Here is a 17,170-nt window from a genome sequence, read left to right on the forward strand (position 1 = left end):
AAGGCCTCAGCCGAACAGGCCACCCTTCTTCAGCATGTCCAGCCCCTGGCTGAGCATGTCGCCGCCTTCCGGCAACTGGCCGTTCGGCGTCAGTTGATCGACCAGACCGGGCAGAAAATCAGCCAAGCCGTTCGCCGCTTCCTGCGGCGCCACCCCGGCCTGCCCGGCCAGCTTGCCGAGAAGATCGCCACCGAGCACCGAACTCAACTGATCGCCCGACACCGGCAGATTCTTTCCGGTCGACACCCAGGAATTGACGATTTCGCCCAGCCCGCCCTGCTGGAAAGCCTGCATCAGGCCGCCAAGGCCGCCCGGATACTGATTGACCAGCTGCATGGCCATCTCGGCCAGCCCGTTACCCTTGCCACCGAGGGCATTGGCGGCCAGCCCGCCGACTACCTGATCGAGAAGACCCATGATTCGCTCCTGAGGGGGAAAGACCCTATCGTACCGGGGTGGGGAGGGGGGTAATAATTGTGATGGGAGGACTGCCGGAACCAGCCACCGTTACCCTGAAAGGGCTGTTTCCCAGCGATGCTGTGTGAAATCAACTGGAGCGTATATTCCAAACAGGTGGTTGATACGCAACCTATCTGTGCCAATGAGCTGGCAAAGCGCTTCTTGAGGGCGCTCGGCACCAGATTGCGCTCCTATGCTATTGCAGGAGCAACTAGAAGCTAGCTGTTTCGTACAGGGATGGTGTCCGCCAACTGGTTGCAACTTTCCTTTAAGCGAGCAAGGAATTTACTAGCTGTTTGGAGTTGGGTGAGCGCTTGACTGTTATTAACAGTCTCGTGCAAGGCGTAGTCTGCAAGATGCCTTTGTGACTTCATGTTTACTAACATTATGGCAAAACTACGATAACTGGGTAGTTTCTCCCAATGCTTATATCTTTCACTGAGCCGCTCATGGGCGCCCATGGCTAAATGAGCGTTTGGGTCTGGAAAGTGAGTATCGGCAAGCGAGAGAGCTTCATGAAATACGGCGTAGTAAGCACGACTAATCGCGTTACGGTTACCTATCTCTGTCTGTAATGAAGCGGACTGCTGAGCAAACTCAAGAAAATCTGAAGAATTGACCGACATATTGAGATTATTAGGCTGCCTCTTGCAAATGTTCGATCTCAAATGGGAATACCGTGATTGTCAGCAGGTCTTCGAAAGCGTTTTCGAAGCGGTCGACAAGGTGATCAGTGATCAAAAACGTAAGCTCTGCAGCTTCGTCAGGCGTGGTTTTTGCGTTGAATCGGTAATTGCACTCGCCATTGGGTAGTACGCAAGCATGCACAGACCCAAAGCGGACTTTATTTGATAGCAAAACTTCTCCAGCAGTATCGATTCGCTTGAGTATTTCTGAATACTCGATTCCAAGTTCGAGTCTTCTGCTATTGAATCGTTGCTCTTCAAACTCAGTAACGCCTAAGTCTGAAGGCATACTTGCACCTAGTCGTAAAAGCAATTCGCGCAAGTTCGCCAACTGATCTAGTTGCAACGCAGCAGCAGAAAGACGCATTCCTTCTTGAAGGAGCTGAAGGTGGTCGCGGTTGCTATCAATAGCCTCAAGGATAAATTTCAGTGCTTCTGCTTGCTGATAAACCCTGTGAAGAGCGATTGAGCGATTCAATTGGTAAGTTACCACGTTGTCTGGGTCGGAATAGCAAAGAGCATTCTTGAAGCAGCTTCTGACTTTGTCTGGGTCAAGTTGGTATGCAGCCGTGGCGCCTAACACACCGTAACCTTGAGCAACAAAATCCCCGCCCGCCCGGATAAGCTTCTCAGCTTCGTGCGTGATCCTCTTTACTTCTAAATCGTTATGCCTGCCTCTTTCAAGGAGCATCAAGCGATCAAGGAGCAAGTTCGAGGAGGGTTCAGCAGCAATTAATCCGAATGTCATATAGGATAGGGGAAAAAAAGCCAGGCAGAATTTTGCCTGATCCTTCGCTTCCAATACTTTCATACTTTGCTTTGAGTGTAAAGCTTTGGGCTAGGTTGCCCTAGGTGGGTGCCCTCAAACGTAACTTGTCAATCCTGAACACCCTTGGCGAAATGACAAAATTCTGAGTCACTCTGGGGCTGTTCTATGCGTAAGAGTTCGGATTTAGCAAATGCTCTGAGCGCTCGCTGTACTTCGCAACCTGCCGGTGCGATGAGCGGCAGGCCCGCGAATGGTCGGGAGCGTCATTCACGGTGCCAAAAGCGCGAAAAGCTGCCCGTTCAGGGCACACACTGGCTAAGCGGTAGCTACCCGACACGTAGCGGCTGGATTCTGGGTAACGGCTGAAAGTCAGCCATGGCCGAACCACAGCCCTCGGAAAAAAATAGACGACCGGTCTAATCAAGCGCACAATCCCACCCCATGAAAACCCGTCACGACAACACCCGCCAGCATGTCCTTGAAACCGGCCAGCGCATCATTGCCGGCAAGGGCTTTGCCAGTGTCGGGTTGAACGAGATTCTGACTGCGGCCGGGGTGCCCAAGGGGTCGTTCTACCATTACTTCGAGTCCAAGGAGCAGTACGGGCAGGCCTTGCTGGAGGATTACTTCGCACGTTACCTGGCCGATCTCGATGCGCTGTTCGCGGCCGAGGCGCTGAGTGCGCAGGAGCGGCTGGCGTGTTACTGGCAGCGCTGGCTGGACAAGCAGGCGGCGTGCGCCGAGCAGCAGTGCCTGGTGGTCAAGCTGGGCGGCGAGGTGGCGGATTTGTCCGATCCGATGCGCGAGACGCTGCGCGACGGCACCGGGCAGATCGTCAGCCGCATTGCCCGGCTGCTCGAAACCGGCATGGCCGACGGTTCGATTCCGCCGCTCGATGCCGCCGCGACGGCGCAGACGCTGTACCAGTTGTGGCTGGGCGCCAGCCTGCTGGCCAAGTTGCAGCGCCAGGCGCAGCCGCTGGAGAATGCCTTGCAGTTCACGCGGCGGTTGCTCAGTTGCTGATCAACCGTTGATTTAAATCCGGGCCGTCCGCCGACGGCCCTTTTTTGACGCAAGAAACTAGACGACCGGTCTAATCAACCCTCAGGAGAATCGACATGACCACTTTGTTCGACCCGATCCAGATCGGCGACATCGCCCTCGCCAACCGTATCGTGATGGCGCCGCTGACGCGCAATCGCGCCGTTGCCGGCAACTGCCCCGGACCGCTGACCGTCGAGTATTACCGCCAGCGCGCGACCGCCGGCCTGATCGTCGCCGAGGCCAGCCCGATTTCGCCGATGGCGCAGGGCTACCTCGACACCCCGGGCATCTGGTCGACCGAGCAGGTCGCCGCCTGGCGCGCCGTCACCGACGCGGTGCATGCCGAAGGCGGCAAGATCGTGCTGCAGTTGTGGCACGTCGGCCGCATTTCGCATGTGTCGCTGCTGCCGGACGGCGCCGCGCCGGTGTCGTCGACCGCCCGCACCGCCGAGGCCAGCACCTTCACCCGCGACGGCTTCGTGCCGGTGTCGGCGCCGCGCGCCTTGCGCGACGACGAGCTGCCCGGCCTGGTCGAGGATTACCGCAAGGCGGCGCGCAACGCCATCGCCGCCGGCTTCGATGGCGTCGAGATCCACGCTGCCAACACCTACCTGCTGGAGCAGTTCCTGCGCGACAGCGTCAATGACCGCAGCGGCCCCTACGGCGGCAACATCGAGAACCGCGCCCGCCTGTTGTTCGAGGTGGTCGAGGCCATCGTCGGCGAGATCGGCGCCGGCCGCACCGGCATCCGTCTGAGTCCGCTGACCACCTTTACCGCGCCGCTCGACAGCAACCCGCAGGCGCTGTACGGCTACGTCGTCGACAAGCTGGCCGGCTACGGCCTGGCCTTCCTGCACATCATCGAGGGCGAAACCGGCGGCACGCGCACGCCGGCGGCCAGCTTCGACTACGCCGCCGCCCGCCGCGCCTTCAAGGGGCCGTGGCTGGTAAACAACGGCTACGACAAGGCGCTGGCCGAGCAGGTGATCGCCGACGGCGGCGCCGACCTGGTCGCCTTCGGCCGTGGCTTCATCGCCAACCCGGACCTCGTCCGCCGCCTGCGCGAAGGCGCGCCGTGGAACGAGCTGCGCGCCGACAAGCTGTACGGCGGCGGGGCCGAGGGTTACACCGACTATCCGACGCTACCGTAAGCACTCACCCAACCCCCGGCGCGGCGGTGCGCAGATGCCGCCGCGCTGGCAGCCTGTCAGGCTTAATGAATCGAAGCGAAAAATGAGCGGCGCGAGGACAGATTTTCACGACTTTCAAGCGAATAGTTGTTCTATTCGCGCCGAAAGGCGGGGAAATATGGACCGATGCCGCACATTTTGCAGCCGATTTGGTTAAGCCTGGCAGGCTGCTTTACAGAGAAAACAATGAACGCTTCCGACCGCTGGCGCCCGATCCTAGCGCTGATCGTCCTTTCCTCGATCTGGGGCTACACCTGGGTGCTGGCCAAGCACGGGCTGGAATATTCGCCGCCCTTCGCCTTCGCCGCCGAGCGCTGCATCGGCAGCGCCGTGGCGCTGTTCATCGCGCTGCGCCTGACCGGCCGCAAGCTGACGCTGACCGCCCCCGGTGCGACGCTGGGCATCGCGCTGACCCAGGTCGCCGGCTTCATGATCTTCCAGACCTGGGCACTGGTCGAAGGCGGACCGGGCAAGACGGCGGTGCTCATCTTCACCATGCCGATCTGGACCTTGCTGCTGGCCTGGCCGATTCTCGGCGAGCGGGTGCGCGGCACGCAGTGGATCGCCGCCGCGTGCACGCTGATCGGCCTGCTGCTGATCATCGAACCGTGGGAGATGCACGGCGGCCTGTTGAGCCCGGCGCTCGGCATCGTCGCCGCCATCTGCTGGGCGATCGGCACCATTCTGGTCAAACGCCTGCGCGGCCAGACGCCAGTCGATTTGCTGACATTGACCGCGTGGCAGATGGCGCTCGGCTCGATTCCGCTGCTCATCCTGGCGCTGCTCGTGCCGGAACGGCCGACCGACTGGACCTGGAGCTACGCCGGCATCCTCGGCTTCATGGCGGTGTTCAGCACGGCGCTCTGCTGGTGGCTGTGGATCTACATCCTCGACCGCGTGCCGGCCTGGGAAGCCAGCCTGTCGGTGCTGGGCACGCCGGTGGTCGCCATCCTGTCGTCGCGGCTGACCTTCGGCGAGGCGTTCAAGAGCATTGAAGTGGCCGGCATCCTGCTCATCGGCGGCGGCCTGGCGCTGCTCTCGCTGCTCGGCTGGCTGGCCAGCCGACGCCCGGCGGTGGCCGACATCCAGCAACGTTTACAGGAGGAAAGCGCATGAACCCGCTCGCCGAGGTGAAACTCTCCCTGCTCGATCTGGTTGCCGTGCGCCAGGGCGGCAGCGTTGCCGAAGCGCTGCAGATCGCCACCGACGCCGCCCGCCACGCCGAAAAGCTCGGCTTTGCCCGCTACTGGCTGGCCGAGCACCACAACATGCCGGGCATCGCCAGTTCGGCCACCGCCGTGCTGGTCGGCCACATGGCCGGCGCGACCACGACGATCCGGGTCGGGTCCGGCGGCGTCATGCTGCCCAACCACGCGCCGCTGGTCGTTGCCGAGGCTTTCGGCACTCTCGCCGAACTGTATCCCGGGCGGATCGACCTCGGCCTTGGCCGCGCCCCCGGCACCGACCGCCTGACCATGCACGCGCTGCGCCGCGACCGTATCGAGCGCGAGGACGATTTCCCGCGCGAGGTCGCCGAACTGCAACGCCTGCTCGCCCCGGCGCAGCCCGGCCAGCCGCTGGTCGCCATGCCCGGCGCCGGCACCGAAGTGCCGATCTGGCTGCTCGGCTCCAGCCTGTTTTCCGCTCGGCTGGCCGCCGAGCGCGGCCTGCCTTATGCCTTCGCGTCGCACTTCGCGCCGGCCCTGCTGCATCAGGCGCTGGCCGTCTATCGCGGCAACTTCCGGCCGTCGGCGACGCTGGCCCAGCCTTACGTGATCGTCGGCGTGCCGCTGGTCGCCGCCGCAAGCGACGACGAGGCCGATTTCCTCGCCACCGGCATCTTCCAGCGCGTGCTCGGCATCCTGCGCGGCGACCGCCGGCCGCTGCCGCCGCCCGTGGCCGGCTTCCTCGCCGGGCTGTCGATGCAGGAGAAGGCCGGCATCGGCGATTTCCTCGGCGCCGCCGTGATCGGCGGGCCAGACCGCGTGCGCGAAGGACTGGGCGCGCTGCGCCAGGCGACGCAGGCCGACGAGCTGATGCTGGTCTGCGACATCTTCGACCCGGCGCTGCGCCTGCGCGCGCTCGACATCGCCGCCACCGCTTGCGCCTGAGATTTTTCCGCCTATCCTGCGGTCGACCGCAATGACCCGACAAAAATGGAGACAAGCATGAGCCACCTGTTCGCATTCGATTACCACAACCCAACGCGCATCGTTTTCGGCCCCGACAGCTTCGCCCAGTTGCCGACGCTGCTGCCGGCCGACGCGCGCGTGCTGCTCCTCTATGGCGGCGGCTCGATCAAGAAGAACGGCGTCTACGACGGCATCCGCGCTGCGCTGGCGGGGCGTGACCTGGTCGAGTTCGGCGGCGTCGAGGCCAACCCGACACTGGCCACGCTCGACCTTGCGGTCGATCTGGTCAGACGCGAAAAAATCGGCTTCATCCTCGGCGTCGGCGGCGGTTCGGTGTCCGACGGCGCCAAGTACGTTGCCTGCGCCGCGCTTTACGACGGCGACGGCTGGGACATCGTCATCGGCAAGCATGTACCGCAGCAGGCGCTGCCGGTCGGCGTCGTGCTGACGCTGCCGGCCACCGGTTCGGAATCGAACGCCGGCTCGGTGGTCACCAACACCGCAACGCAGGACAAGCGCGCCTTCTTCGTGCCGCCGGCGCGGCCGCGCTTCGCCGTGCTCAACCCGATGGTGATGGCCAGCCTGCCGCTGCGCCAGCTGGAAAACGGCATCGTCGATGCCTTCGTCCATGTCTGCGAGCAATACCTGACCTACCCGGTCGGCGCGCTGGTCCAGGACGGCTACGCCGAGGCGGTGATGAAGGCGCTGGTCAAGCTGGGCGCGAGCTTCGACCGGCACGCCGAACCCGAGTGGCAGCAAAACCTGATGTGGGCCGCCAACCAGGCACTGTGCGGCGTCATCGGCGTCGGCGTGCCGCAGGACTGGGCGACGCACCGCATCGCCGTCGAACTGACCGCGCTGTGGGGTATCGACCACGGCCGCACGCTGGCCATCATCCAGCCGGCGCTGCTGCGCGAGCTGATCGAATACAAGCGCGAGAAACTGGAGCAATTCGGCCGAGAAGTCTTCGGCCTCGACGCACCAAGCGCCGAAGACGCCATCGCCGCCATGGAAACCTTCTACCGCAGCGTCAACATGCCGCTGCATTTGCGCGACGCCGGTATCAGCGACGCCGACGCCGCCGACCGGGTGCTCGCCGGCCTGCGCGCCCACGGCAAGATGACGCTCGGCGGCCACGCCGGGATCGACGAAGCGAAGACGGAAAGGATCGTGCGCGCGGCTTGCGACTGAGACGGCGCCGGGCGCCGGGACGGGCTCAGCGCTCGTCGCCCGGCTGCGGCGTGATGTCGGGCACTTTGTCGAGGATCGCGCGCAGTTCGTCCAGGTTCCCCCGGGCTGCGCGTTCGCTGAAGAAACTGGCAGTTTCCAGCGCAGAAACTTTCTCCGCAACGGCCAGCGCGATGAACTGGTTCAATGAGGTGTTGTCGCGCTGAGCGAGCAGGCGGGCGCGTTCGTGCAGGGAATCGGGCAGGCGAAGGGCGAATTGGCTCATGGTGTTTCCTCCATCAGGAGAAGGCATGCGGCCGGCAAATCGGTATCCGGAACAAGCCGCATGATATCGCTGCGCGAGCTTGCCGACCGTATTTGGTAGTGCGGCGCGCCCTCAGGCTTTGAACTCGCCGTCCACGTAGTACCAGCGCCCGTCCTCGCGGACGAAGCGGGACAGTTCGTGCAGTCGGTGGCCGCGCCCGGCGATACGGTAGCGGGCGACGAAGTCGACCGTCGCGTGCGTTTCGTCCTGCACGATGTGAGCGCACACTTCCAGGCCCAGCCATTTACTGTCGTCGGCGGCGAGGTCGAGTTCGCTCGGCCGCGTCGACGCGTGCCAGGTCGCCAGCAGGTAGTCTTCGAGCTTGAGGACGTAGGCGGCGTAGCGCGAACGCATCAGCGCCTCGGCCGTCGGCGCCGGTTTTTCGCCGGCGTGCAGCGGCCCGCAGCAGGCGGCGTAAGGCTTGCCGCTGCCGCAGGAACAGGCGTCGGCTGGCTTCAGGCTTCCCACGGCGGCGTGCCGGCGGCGGCCGGGGCCGCAGCGGGCGCGTCGGCTTCGACCTGTTCGCCGCCGAGCGCTTCGATCAGTTGTGGCAGGAAGCGCACCAGTTCGCCGGTCATCAGCGCGAAATCGGCGTCGAACTGCTCGTCGGCGTGTTCGGCGCTTTTCTCGGCCTCTTCCTTGAGCAGGTCAAGGAAGGCGAGGCGCTTGATTTCCAGCTTTTCGGTGAGCACGAAACTGATTCGGTCATCCCAGGTCAGCGCCAGGCGCGTCGGCAGTTTGCCGGCGGCGAGGTGGGACTTGATCTCGGCGCCGACTTCGTCGCCCAGCGGATGGCGGACGTAGCGCACCGCCGCCTTTTCCTCTGCCACAGACTTCAGCTCGCAATCGCGGTCGACGGTGAATCCGGGCGGCGCATCGCCGCCGGCCAGCCAGTCGGCCATCGCCGATTGCGGCGAAAACTGCGTGTGCAGCGCCTTCAGCGGGAACTCGTCGAGGCAGTGGCGCAGGTGTTCGATGACTTCCTCGGCCTTGGCCGGGCTGCCAGCGTCGACCACGAACCAGCCATTGGTCGGGTCGATCCAGACGAAGGTCGAGCGCTTGCGGGTGAAGGCGCGCGGCATCAGCTCCTCGGTGACACGCTCCTTGATTTCCTTCATCTGCTTGCGGCCGGGCGGGTAGCCCTGTTGGTCGGTGATCTGCTCGGCACGTTCCTGCGCCGTTTCATTGACCACCGACGACGGCAGCAGGCGCTGCTCGACAGCGAGCGCGATCAGCCACTGGCGGTTGTTGGCGTAGATCAGCGCGCCGTCCTTGCGCGGCGACACCCAGCCACGCGACATCGGCTGATTGGACGGGCAGCGGGTGAATTCACCGCGCGCCAGTTGCTCGTCGAGCTTGGCCAGGTCGACCGCCCACGGCGTCGGCAGGCGGTAGATCTGCAGGTTCTTGAACCACATGTCAGCGTTTCCTGAATACGAGATCCCAGACGCCGTGGCCCAGACGCAGGCCGCGGTTCTCGAATTTGGTCAGCGGCCGGTAGTCCGGGCGCGGGGCGAAGCCGGCGAGACCGGCGGCGGAATCGGCTTCCAGCGCGGCCGCCAGGGCTTCCGGAGAAGGGTTGGCGACGCTGTTTTCCAGACTGGCTTCAGCGCCGAGGACTTCTAGCATCTGCAGCGCGTAGTTTTCCCAGTCGGTGGCGCAGTGGATGTAGCCGCCCGGCTTCAGGCGCGAGGCGAGCAGCGCGACGAAGGGCGGCTGGATCAGCCGGCGCTTCTTGTGCCGCGTCTTGTGCCAGGGATCGGGGAAGAAGATGTGAATGCCGTCGAGCACGCCTTCGGCCAGCATGTCGCGCACCACCTCGACCGCATCGTGGTTGCCGATGCGCAGGTTGGCGAGGTTCTTCTCGGCGATCAGCTTGCACAGCGCGCCGACGCCGGGGACATGCACTTCCAGCCCGAAGTAGTCGTTTTCCGGGTGCGCCTCGGCGATGCGCGCCGTGGTTTCGCCCATGCCGCAGCCGATTTCCAGGATCTTCGGCGCCTGGCGGCCGAAGGCGGTCGCCAGATCGATGTTTTCCGGCTGGTAGGGAATGCCGATCTTGGGCAGCATCGTCTCGTAGTAACGCTGCTGCGCTTCCGACATGCGGCCGGCGCGGCGGACAAAGCTCTTGATGTGGCCGTGACCTTCGCGGCCGGCTTCGTAGACGCCCTCGCTGGCGCCCTGAATCAGCTCGCCAGCACTCACGAGCCGATCAGTCCGCTGGTCGGCGACGACGGGTCGGCCGAGTAGTACTTGCGCGGCATGCGACCGGCGAGGAAAGCTTCGCGCCCGGCCTCGATGCCCTTCTTCATGGCGCTGGCCATCAGCACCGGGTTCTTCGCGTGGGCGATGGCGGTGTTCATCAGCACGCCGTCGCAGCCGAGTTCCATGGCGATGGTCGCGTCCGACGCGGTGCCGACGCCGGCATCGACGATGATCGGCACCTTGGCGTTGTCGATGATCAGGCGCAGGTTCCACGGATTGACGATGCCCATGCCGGAACCGATCAGCGAGGCGAGCGGCATCACCGCGACGCAGCCGATCTCTTCGAGCATCTTGCACTGGATGGGATCGTCGGCGCAGTAGACCATCACCTGGAAACCTTCCTTGACCAGGGTTTCCGCCGCCTTCAGCGTTTCCGGCATGTTCGGGAAGAGGTTGGTCGGGTCGCCGAGGACTTCGAGCTTGCACAGCGGATGGCCGTCGAGCAGCTCACGCGCCAGGCGCAGGGTACGCACGGCGTCGTCGGCGGTGTAGCAGCCGGCGGTATTGGGCAGGATGGTGAATTGCGAGGGCGGCACGGCGTCGAGCAGGCTCGGCTGGCTGGCGTCCTGGCCGATGTTCACGCGGCGTACGGCGACGGTGACGATCTCGGCGCCGGAGGCGTCGATGGCGGCGCGGGTCTCGGCAAAATCCTTGTACTTGCCGGTGCCGACGAGTAAACGGGAACGGTACGCCTTGCCGGCGATGGTCAGTTGATGCATGGTTTTCTCCCTTTCAGCCGCCGCCGACGGCGACAACGATTTCAAGTTGGTCGCCCGAGACCAGCGAGGTTTCGCCGTGCTGGCTCTTCGGGACGATTTCGCCGTTTCTTTCGACGGCGATGCGCTTGCCCGCGTAGCCCAGTTGCTCGATCAGGCCGGCAACGGTCAGCGGGTCGGGGAACTGGCGGATTTCGCCGTTGATCTTGAGTTCAGGCATGCCGGGCATTCTAGCAGAGTCGTGCAAACGCTTCGATTTTGCGGGCAAGCGCCAACAAACTGTCTATATTGAAATCAGATGACAAAGGAGCTTACGCCATGTCCATTTTCGACGCCCCGATTTCCCGCTGCGAAGCCATCCACGAAATGGTGCTGACCGACGAAACCGAAAGCGAATGCGCTTGCGAACACGGTTGCCCGCCCGGCCGGGAGTGCCCGCTGCACGGCTGCTTTACCGAACATAGCGGCATCTGCGAGGAAGCCAGCGAAATCCTGCTGCAGGCGCCCCGCCTGCACTGAGCGAGACCTCTACTGCGCCAGACCACGCGGCTTGCGTGGCGCATTGACGAACAGGCGGTCGTAGAGCCCGTTGGGCAGCAGGCGCAGCAGCTTGGCGACGATGCCCATCGGCCAGGGAATCACCGCGTAGGATTTACCGGCGGCGATGACCCTGGCAAAGCGGGCGGCCGCCCGGTCTACCGGCATCAGGAAAGGCATCCGGTAGGGATTGATCGCCGTCATCGGCGTTGCGATGTAGCCCGGCACGATGCTCACCACCTTGATCCCGGCCGGCCGCATTTCCAGGCGCAGGCTTTCCAGGTAGGCGATGGTCGCCGCTTTTGACGCCGAATAGGCTTCCGCCCCCGGCAGGCCGCGGATACCGGCCACCGAGGCAATGCCGACCAGCCGGCGCTCGCCACTGGCGGCGCGCATGGCCGGAATGAAGGCGGCGAAGGTGGCCGCCATGCCATAGACGTTGATGTCCATGACGCGCCGGAAAACGGCAAGGTCTTCGACGCATTCGCTCAGCGTACCGACCGAGACGCCGGCGCTGGCAATGACGATGTCCGGCGGCCCGAAACGCCCGCCGAAATCACTGGCCGCCGCCTCCAGCGCCGCCGCGTCGGTGACGTCGAGCACATAGCAGGCGTGGCCGCCGCCCAGGCGCTCATTCAGCGCCGCCAGCGCGGCGCCGCGCCGTCCCGCCAGACCAAGACGAGCGCCTTGGGCGGCGTAGTAAACGGCAAGCGCCTCGCCGATTCCCGACGAGGCGCCCGTGATGAATACCCGCTGCGTCAATTACTTTTTGCCGGCTTTTTCCGCACGTACCCGCTCGATCAGCTTGTCGGCAACTGCCAGTTGCTGCTCGAAACCCAGGGTGGCAATCTGGAAGCGGCCATCGATGATCAGCGCCGGCACGCCTTCGATGCGATGTGCCTGCGCCATCTGGTCACCGCGCCTTACCTTGCTCTGCACACCGAACGAGGCGAAGGCATCGTTGAATTTCTTGGCATCGACACCGCGTGCCGTCACCCATTCGCGGATCGTCTTCTCGTCGAAGAGATTGGTGCGCTGCTGGTGGATCGCCTTGAACACATCGGCTTCCAGGCGCTTCAGGTCACCGGTCACTTCCAGCGCGTAGAACAGGCGGGCAGCATTGCCCCAGGCGGCGCGGCCGAAACTGACCGGCACCTTGCGCAGGACGACGTCGGCCGGCAGCTTTGCCGCCCACTGCGTCAGCAAGGGATTGAAATCCCCACAGTGCGGGCAGCCGTAGCTGAAGAACTCGAGGACTTCGATCTTCGCCGGATTTTCGGTCAGCTGCGCCGGATTGAGCACCATGAATTCGCGCCCGGCGGTCTGGGCAATCCCTGCCACCGGAACCGACAGCGAGGCGCCGACAACAAGCGCGGCGGAGACAAAACGGCGGCGATCAATGGCCATGCAAAAACTCCTTTACTTGGATAACTGGGCTTCAACCCCGGATTTGGCAAGTTCGGCACGAACTTTGTTCAATTCATCGAGCTTGAAATAGGGTCCGATACGCACCCGGTACAGCGTCCGTTCTTCAATCATCACCTGCTGGACGGCCGATTCGATGCCCATGAAAGCCAGCTTGGCCTTCTGGTTGTCGGCATCCTGGGCGGTGCTGAACGAGCCGGCCTGGAGGAACAGCGGCACTTTGGATTCCCTGCCGGGCTCCTTGCCGGGTTCCTTGTCAGCGACCTTGGCCGCTTCTTTCTCTGGCTCGACCCGGGGTGCCGGCGGCTCGGCCTTTTCCGGTTCGACCTCGGCCTTGCCGGGCAGGATGTCGTAGAACTGGAAGCGCTTTTCCTGCACCGGGTCACCCGGTTTGCCGGGCAGCGCCAGCGGCTGCTCGGGCACCGGCCGTTCCTGCTGCGGCTGCTGCACATTGCCATTGAACGGTAGCGGGGCCTTGTTGATGTACCAGACGATGCCGGCGGCAATGCAGACACCGAGCACCAGCCCGATGAACATGCCGACCAGCGTGCCGCCGCCCGACTTTTTCTTTGCCGGCGGGCGCTTCGAGGATTTCATGTCGCGACTCATGGCCATTCCTTACATCGATTCGGGGCAGCTGACGCCGAGGATGGCGAGACCGTTGCGGATCACCTGACGCACGGCAGCAGCCAGGGCGACGCGGGCGTCGCGCAGGGCGGCATCGTCGACCAGCATGCGCTCGGCGTTGTACCAGCCGTGGAACTCACCGGCCAGGTCCTTGAGGTAGAAGGCAATCATGTGCGGCGCCAGGTCGCGCGCCGCGCTTTCGATCACTTCGCGGAACTGGCCGAGCTGGTTGGCGATCGCCAGTTCGCGCGGGTTGGCCAGCAACGACAGGTCGGCGTCGGCGAGCGCGGCGAGATCGCCGCTCCACTGGTTGAGCACCGAGCAGACGCGGGCGTGGGCGTACTGGATGTAGTACACCGGGTTCTCGTTGGTCTGGCTCTTGGCCAGGTCGAGGTCGAAATCGAGGTGCTGGTCGGATTTGCGCAGCGCGTAGAAGAAGCGGCAGGCGTCGTTGCCGACTTCGCCGCGCAGCTCGCGCAGGGTGACGAATTCGCCGGAACGGGTAGACATCGACGCCTTCTGGCCATTGCGGTAGAGCACGGCGAACTGCACCAGCGCCACCTGCAGCTTGTCGCTGTCGAGGTCGAGCGCCTTGATCGCGCCGGTGACGCGCGGGATGTAGCCGTGGTGGTCGGCGCCCCAGATGTTGATGACCTTGTCGAAGCCGCGCTCGAACTTGTTCAGGTGGTAGGCGATGTCGGAGGCGAAGTAGGTGTACAGGCCGTTTTCGCGCTGGACGACGCGGTCCTTCTCGTCGCCGAAGGCGGTCGAGCGGAACCAGCGGGCGCCGTTCTGCAGGTAGAGGTGGCCCTTCTTCTCCAGCAGGTCGACGCAGCGGGCGACCAGGCCGGTGTCGTAGAGCGCCTTCTCGGAGAACCAGACGTCGAATTCGACGCCGAATTCCTTGAGGTCGTCGCGGCAGTCTTCGAGCTGTTCGTTGAGCGCATGCTGGTGCACGTAGTGCCAGTCGCCGCCGAGCAGTTCCTTGGCGCGGGCGATCAGCGCATCGAGATGCAGTTCGCGCTGCTGCTTCGCTTCGTCGTCGGCGCGGCCGGCTTCGGGCAGGCCCGGGGTGCCGGCGAGCAGCGCGTCGGCGGCACGCACGTACTTGTCGCCGTGGGCGTTCTTCAACTGCGTCGCCATGTCGCGCACGTAGCCGCCCTGGTAGGCGTTGGGCGGGAAGGGCACGAGCACGTCGTGTTGTTCGAGGTAGCGCAGCCAGGTCGACAGGCCGAGGATGTCCATCTGCCGGCCGGCGTCATTGACGTAGTACTCGCGGGTGACGTCCCAGCCGGCGAAGGTCAGCAGGCTGGACAGCGAGGCGCCGTAGGCGGCGCCGCGGCCGTGGCCGACGTGCAGCGGGCCGGTCGGGTTGGCCGAGACGAACTCGACCTGCACCTTCTGCCAGCCACCGGCGGTGGAGCGGCCGAAGTTTTCCTGTTCGGCGAGCACGGCCTTGACCACGTCGGTCTTGCTGCCGGCATCGAGGCGGAAATTGATGAAGCCGGCACCGGCGACTTCGGCGGCGGTGACCAGCGCCGACGGCGGCAGTTCGTTGACCAGTTGCTGGGCGATCTCGCGCGGATTCTTCTTCAACGCCTTGGCCAGCAACATCGCCAGGTTGGTGGCGAAATCGCCGTGCGTCGGGTCGCGCGGGCGTTCGAGGTGAATCGGCGTGGCGGTGGCGGTCGGGGCGACGCTGGCCAGGGCCTGTTGCAACAGGGCGGTCAGCTGGTTCTTGACATCTTGGGCCATTGAGCTTTGGCGGTAAAAAATGTAAAGGCGGGATTATACGCTGCCCGCCGCCTGCGGCAGGTCGAGGATTGCCGACCAGGCGGCCAGCTTGTCGGCGCGGGAGAGCCCGGCGTGGGCCGGACTGGTCGACGGCAGCCGGCACAGTTGCAGGCCGTCGCCAGCGATGCCGGGCAGGACGTGACGGCGAAAGGCCTGCTCGGCGGCGGCGCCGTTGAAGCAGACGCGGCGAATCGCCGGATGGGCAGCGAAGAAACCGGCAAAGTCATTGGCCCGCACGCTGCTGCCGACGATGTCGGCGTCCAGGCTGCCGCGCCGCCGGCAAGCGGCGATGACGTCCCACAAGGCAATGCCGGCGCCCTGCAGGGCAATAAGGCGCGCCGCATAGGGCAGCTCGGGCGAAAAGCCGAGCAGTTCGCCCATGATCGGCCAGAAGGCATTGCGCGGATGGGCGTAGTAGCAACCGGCCCGCAGCGAGGCGACGCCGGGCATGCTGCCGAGGATCAGCAAGCGGGCATCGGCCGCCGCCGCCGGCGGAAAGCTGGCGACCTCGTCCACGCCGCCCGTTTCAGGCACCGACCACGCGGTTCTTGCCGGCGCGCTTGGCCAGGTACATTGCCTTGTCGGCGCGACACACCGCATCGTGACCGCTTTCGCCCTCGCGCAGTTCAACGACGCCGGCGCTGAAAGTGATCAACACCTTCTGCCCGTCGGCCAGGAAAAAAGCCTTGGTCAGCTCGCGCTGCAGCCGGGTCATCGCTTCGACCCCCTGAGCCTGCGTGGTATCCGGCATCAGGATGACGAACTCCTCGCCGCCATAACGGGCCAGGGTGTCGCTCGGCCGCATGCTGCGGCGCGCCAGGTTGACCAGGTGGATCAGCGCCTTGTCGCCGGCTTCGTGGCCGAGCTGGTCGTTGAGGCGCTTGAAGTTGTCGATGTCGAGCATGCTCAGCGAGAGCGGTGTGTTGCGCCGGCGCACCGCGCCGATCTCGCGCTCGAGCGCCTCGTCCAGCCCCTTGCGGTTGAGCGCTTCGGTCAGAGGATCGTGGCGGGCCAGCAGGCTGGCGTTATCGAGTTCGCGGTGCAGTTGCACCAGTTCCGCCTCGGTCGCCAGCACGCGCTCCTGCAGGGCGCGCAACTGTTCGCGCGAGCCGGCCGTTTCATCGGCCATCGCGTGCGTCGCGGCGACGACGTCGGCCAGCAGGGGCGCCAGGTCCTCGATTCGCCTGACCGCTTCGATCTGCCGCGCGCTGTTTTCGATCCGCGCCTGGAAAACCTCGCTGCTGCGGTTAATGCCGCCCAGACGTTCGATGAAGGCGGCCAGCATCTCGCGCATTTCCTGCTGCGCCTCGAGCGAGCGGGCCCGCGCCTGCGCCTGTTTGTCCATGACGTCGCGCAGACGCCGCTCCATCTCGTCGAGGTGACGCAAGGTCAAGGGCGGCGCCACGGCGGCGAGCAGCCCGTCGATCTGCCCCTTGAACCAGGCATCGTCAATGCCGAGTTCGCCGATGTTTTCGATGATCATGTGCAGCAGCTTGAGCAGCGACTCGCGGATCTCGACCTCTTCCTCGACGACGCAAGGCAGCATGTCGACGAGGCGCCGCGCCACCTGCTCGAAGCGTTTCAAGTCGCAGGGAGCAAGCCGCAGCACGGCAAGCAATTCGTCGGCAACCTGGGAAAAGCGCCGGTCCTCCTTGCCGAAGGCAGCAAACAGCGGTTCGAAAACCCGCAACAGGAGCAGCGCCACTTCGTGCGGCAGAGTCGCCGCGCCAGCACTCGCCTGGCCGGCGGCGATGTAGCCGAGCAGGGCCTCTTGCACGCCCTGCCAGCTGCGTCCGGCAATCGCCGCATCGAGCCGCGTCAGCTGCGCCGCCTGGGCATCGCCGCGGGGACACAGGGCGCCAGCCAACTGGCGCAGCGCCGGCTCCGGAAACGGCAGGACGTTGGGCAAGCGGGCAATTTCGAAATAGCAGGCCTGGTAGTTGGCCGGGGTCGGCGCGACACGACGCTCCGCCAGTCGCTTCAGGGCTTCGCGGGCGATTTCGGAGGGATTGCTGCGTGCATCGGCCATGACGA

Annotated in this window: 20 protein-coding genes; 6 read left to right on the forward strand and 14 right to left on the reverse strand. The window is 64.6% G+C overall.

Annotated elements, in window-relative coordinates; genetic code table 11:
- Window positions 1-6 precede the first annotated feature (6 nt).
- Together ACE3OV_RS03245 and ACE3OV_RS03250 are read right to left on the reverse strand one after the other, a co-directional pair.
- Window positions 7-417 carry a YidB family protein gene (locus tag ACE3OV_RS03245; RefSeq protein WP_374324969.1) on the reverse strand — a complete coding sequence of 137 codons (411 nt, stop codon included), beginning with the start codon at window positions 415-417 and terminating at the stop codon, window positions 7-9.
- Window positions 418-1,095: 678 nt separating this feature from the next.
- On the reverse strand, window positions 1,096-1,956 hold the full coding sequence (locus tag ACE3OV_RS03250; protein WP_374324971.1) for a tetratricopeptide repeat protein: 861 nt from the start codon (window positions 1,954-1,956) through the stop codon (window positions 1,096-1,098).
- A gap of 399 nt (window positions 1,957-2,355) precedes the next feature.
- Here ACE3OV_RS03250 and ACE3OV_RS03255 point away from each other — a divergent pair, with 399 nt between their 5' ends.
- The 5 genes from ACE3OV_RS03255 (at window position 2,356) to ACE3OV_RS03275 (ending at window position 7,471) form a co-directional block, all read left to right on the forward strand.
- On the forward strand, window positions 2,356-2,937 hold the full coding sequence (locus ACE3OV_RS03255; RefSeq protein WP_374324973.1) for a TetR/AcrR family transcriptional regulator: 582 nt from the start codon (window positions 2,356-2,358) through the stop codon (window positions 2,935-2,937).
- 95 nt (window positions 2,938-3,032) lie between these two features.
- On the forward strand, window positions 3,033-4,109 hold the full coding sequence (locus tag ACE3OV_RS03260) for an alkene reductase (protein ID WP_374324974.1): 1,077 nt from the start codon (window positions 3,033-3,035) through the stop codon (window positions 4,107-4,109).
- 225 nt (window positions 4,110-4,334) lie between these two features.
- A complete protein-coding gene (locus tag ACE3OV_RS03265; RefSeq protein WP_374324976.1) occupies window positions 4,335-5,264 on the forward strand; it encodes a DMT family transporter in 930 nt (309 codons plus the stop codon).
- A complete protein-coding gene (locus ACE3OV_RS03270; RefSeq protein WP_374324978.1) occupies window positions 5,261-6,259 on the forward strand; it encodes an LLM class flavin-dependent oxidoreductase in 999 nt (332 codons plus the stop codon). Before ACE3OV_RS03265 ends, ACE3OV_RS03270 begins: the two co-directional genes overlap by 4 nt.
- Window positions 6,260-6,316: 57 nt before the next feature.
- Window positions 6,317-7,471, forward strand: coding sequence for an iron-containing alcohol dehydrogenase (locus tag ACE3OV_RS03275; protein WP_374324980.1), 1,155 nt, complete (start codon window positions 6,317-6,319; stop codon window positions 7,469-7,471).
- A 25-nt stretch (window positions 7,472-7,496) separates the two neighbouring features.
- Here ACE3OV_RS03275 and ACE3OV_RS03280 read toward each other — a convergent pair whose 3' ends face one another.
- From ACE3OV_RS03280 to thiS, 6 genes are all read right to left on the reverse strand, one after another.
- Window positions 7,497-7,733, reverse strand: coding sequence for a toxin-antitoxin system HicB family antitoxin (locus ACE3OV_RS03280; protein WP_374324981.1), 237 nt, complete (start codon window positions 7,731-7,733; stop codon window positions 7,497-7,499).
- A gap of 111 nt (window positions 7,734-7,844) precedes the next feature.
- The gene (locus ACE3OV_RS03285; protein ID WP_374326224.1) at window positions 7,845-8,231 is read right to left on the reverse strand and encodes a YchJ family protein; all 387 of its coding nucleotides are present in this window, start codon (window positions 8,229-8,231) and stop codon (window positions 7,845-7,847) included.
- The gene (locus ACE3OV_RS03290) at window positions 8,228-9,190 is read right to left on the reverse strand and encodes a recombination-associated protein RdgC (protein WP_374324983.1); all 963 of its coding nucleotides are present in this window, start codon (window positions 9,188-9,190) and stop codon (window positions 8,228-8,230) included. The genes ACE3OV_RS03285 and ACE3OV_RS03290 overlap by 4 nt, the downstream gene beginning before the upstream one ends.
- 1 nt (window position 9,191) lies before the next feature.
- The gene (gene trmB / locus ACE3OV_RS03295) at window positions 9,192-9,977 is read right to left on the reverse strand and encodes a tRNA (guanosine(46)-N7)-methyltransferase TrmB (protein ID WP_374324985.1); all 786 of its coding nucleotides are present in this window, start codon (window positions 9,975-9,977) and stop codon (window positions 9,192-9,194) included.
- Window positions 9,974-10,756 carry a thiazole synthase gene (locus tag ACE3OV_RS03300; RefSeq protein ID WP_374324987.1) on the reverse strand — a complete coding sequence of 261 codons (783 nt, stop codon included), beginning with the start codon at window positions 10,754-10,756 and terminating at the stop codon, window positions 9,974-9,976. Before ACE3OV_RS03300 ends, trmB begins: the two co-directional genes overlap by 4 nt.
- A gap of 13 nt (window positions 10,757-10,769) precedes the next feature.
- Window positions 10,770-10,973 carry a sulfur carrier protein ThiS gene (gene thiS / locus ACE3OV_RS03305; protein ID WP_374324989.1) on the reverse strand — a complete coding sequence of 68 codons (204 nt, stop codon included), beginning with the start codon at window positions 10,971-10,973 and terminating at the stop codon, window positions 10,770-10,772.
- Between the two features lie 98 nt (window positions 10,974-11,071).
- Here thiS and ACE3OV_RS03310 point away from each other — a divergent pair, with 98 nt between their 5' ends.
- Complete coding sequence (locus tag ACE3OV_RS03310; protein WP_374324991.1) at window positions 11,072-11,272, forward strand: hypothetical protein; 201 nt, start codon at window positions 11,072-11,074, stop codon at window positions 11,270-11,272.
- A 9-nt stretch (window positions 11,273-11,281) separates the two neighbouring features.
- On the opposite strand, the gene ACE3OV_RS03315 is transcribed toward ACE3OV_RS03310, so the two are convergent.
- Genes ACE3OV_RS03315 through ACE3OV_RS03340 form a run of 6 tightly spaced genes read right to left on the reverse strand, consistent with a single transcriptional unit; the run spans window position 11,282 to window position 17,165 of the window.
- Window positions 11,282-12,052, reverse strand: coding sequence for an SDR family oxidoreductase (locus tag ACE3OV_RS03315; RefSeq protein ID WP_374324993.1), 771 nt, complete (start codon window positions 12,050-12,052; stop codon window positions 11,282-11,284).
- Window positions 12,053-12,697, reverse strand: a complete 645-nt coding sequence (locus ACE3OV_RS03320; RefSeq protein ID WP_374324995.1) for a thiol:disulfide interchange protein DsbA/DsbL — start codon at window positions 12,695-12,697, stop codon at window positions 12,053-12,055.
- A 12-nt stretch (window positions 12,698-12,709) separates the two neighbouring features.
- The gene (locus tag ACE3OV_RS03325; RefSeq protein ID WP_374324997.1) at window positions 12,710-13,324 is read right to left on the reverse strand and encodes an SPOR domain-containing protein; all 615 of its coding nucleotides are present in this window, start codon (window positions 13,322-13,324) and stop codon (window positions 12,710-12,712) included.
- Between the two features lie 9 nt (window positions 13,325-13,333).
- The gene (gene argS / locus ACE3OV_RS03330; protein ID WP_374324998.1) at window positions 13,334-15,097 is read right to left on the reverse strand and encodes an arginine--tRNA ligase; all 1,764 of its coding nucleotides are present in this window, start codon (window positions 15,095-15,097) and stop codon (window positions 13,334-13,336) included.
- A gap of 33 nt (window positions 15,098-15,130) precedes the next feature.
- On the reverse strand, window positions 15,131-15,670 hold the full coding sequence (locus tag ACE3OV_RS03335; RefSeq protein ID WP_374325000.1) for a DNA-deoxyinosine glycosylase: 540 nt from the start codon (window positions 15,668-15,670) through the stop codon (window positions 15,131-15,133).
- Window positions 15,663-17,165, reverse strand: a complete 1,503-nt coding sequence (locus tag ACE3OV_RS03340) for a diguanylate cyclase (protein ID WP_374325002.1) — start codon at window positions 17,163-17,165, stop codon at window positions 15,663-15,665. The genes ACE3OV_RS03335 and ACE3OV_RS03340 overlap by 8 nt, the downstream gene beginning before the upstream one ends.
- Window positions 17,166-17,170: the final 5 nt, after the last annotated feature.

It is taken from the genome of Azonexus sp. (assembly GCF_041909095.1).
In the GTDB taxonomy this organism is placed as follows: domain Bacteria; phylum Pseudomonadota; class Gammaproteobacteria; order Burkholderiales; family Rhodocyclaceae; genus Azonexus.

Excerpts from the sequence above, each read along its gene's own strand:
- ACE3OV_RS03245 (WP_374324969.1), bottom strand. The coding sequence starts at position 417 with ATGGGTCTTCTCGATCAGGTAGTCGGCGGGCTGGCCGCCAATGCCCTC.
- ACE3OV_RS03310 (WP_374324991.1), top strand. The coding sequence starts at position 11,072 with ATGTCCATTTTCGACGCCCCGATTTCCCGCTGCGAAGCCATCCACGAA.
- thiS (WP_374324989.1), bottom strand. The coding sequence starts at position 10,973 with ATGCCTGAACTCAAGATCAACGGCGAAATCCGCCAGTTCCCCGACCCG.
- ACE3OV_RS03340 (WP_374325002.1), bottom strand. The coding sequence starts at position 17,165 with ATGGCCGATGCACGCAGCAATCCCTCCGAAATCGCCCGCGAAGCCCTG.
- ACE3OV_RS03265 (WP_374324976.1), top strand. The coding sequence starts at position 4,335 with ATGAACGCTTCCGACCGCTGGCGCCCGATCCTAGCGCTGATCGTCCTT.
- ACE3OV_RS03260 (WP_374324974.1), top strand. The coding sequence starts at position 3,033 with ATGACCACTTTGTTCGACCCGATCCAGATCGGCGACATCGCCCTCGCC.
- argS (WP_374324998.1), bottom strand. The coding sequence starts at position 15,097 with ATGGCCCAAGATGTCAAGAACCAGCTGACCGCCCTGTTGCAACAGGCC.
- ACE3OV_RS03325 (WP_374324997.1), bottom strand. The coding sequence starts at position 13,324 with ATGAGTCGCGACATGAAATCCTCGAAGCGCCCGCCGGCAAAGAAAAAG.
- ACE3OV_RS03250 (WP_374324971.1), bottom strand. The coding sequence starts at position 1,956 with ATGAAAGTATTGGAAGCGAAGGATCAGGCAAAATTCTGCCTGGCTTTT.
- ACE3OV_RS03280 (WP_374324981.1), bottom strand. The coding sequence starts at position 7,733 with ATGAGCCAATTCGCCCTTCGCCTGCCCGATTCCCTGCACGAACGCGCC.
- ACE3OV_RS03320 (WP_374324995.1), bottom strand. The coding sequence starts at position 12,697 with ATGGCCATTGATCGCCGCCGTTTTGTCTCCGCCGCGCTTGTTGTCGGC.
- ACE3OV_RS03300 (WP_374324987.1), bottom strand. The coding sequence starts at position 10,756 with ATGCATCAACTGACCATCGCCGGCAAGGCGTACCGTTCCCGTTTACTC.
- ACE3OV_RS03290 (WP_374324983.1), bottom strand. The coding sequence starts at position 9,190 with ATGTGGTTCAAGAACCTGCAGATCTACCGCCTGCCGACGCCGTGGGCG.
- ACE3OV_RS03270 (WP_374324978.1), top strand. The coding sequence starts at position 5,261 with ATGAACCCGCTCGCCGAGGTGAAACTCTCCCTGCTCGATCTGGTTGCC.
- ACE3OV_RS03255 (WP_374324973.1), top strand. The coding sequence starts at position 2,356 with ATGAAAACCCGTCACGACAACACCCGCCAGCATGTCCTTGAAACCGGC.
- ACE3OV_RS03275 (WP_374324980.1), top strand. The coding sequence starts at position 6,317 with ATGAGCCACCTGTTCGCATTCGATTACCACAACCCAACGCGCATCGTT.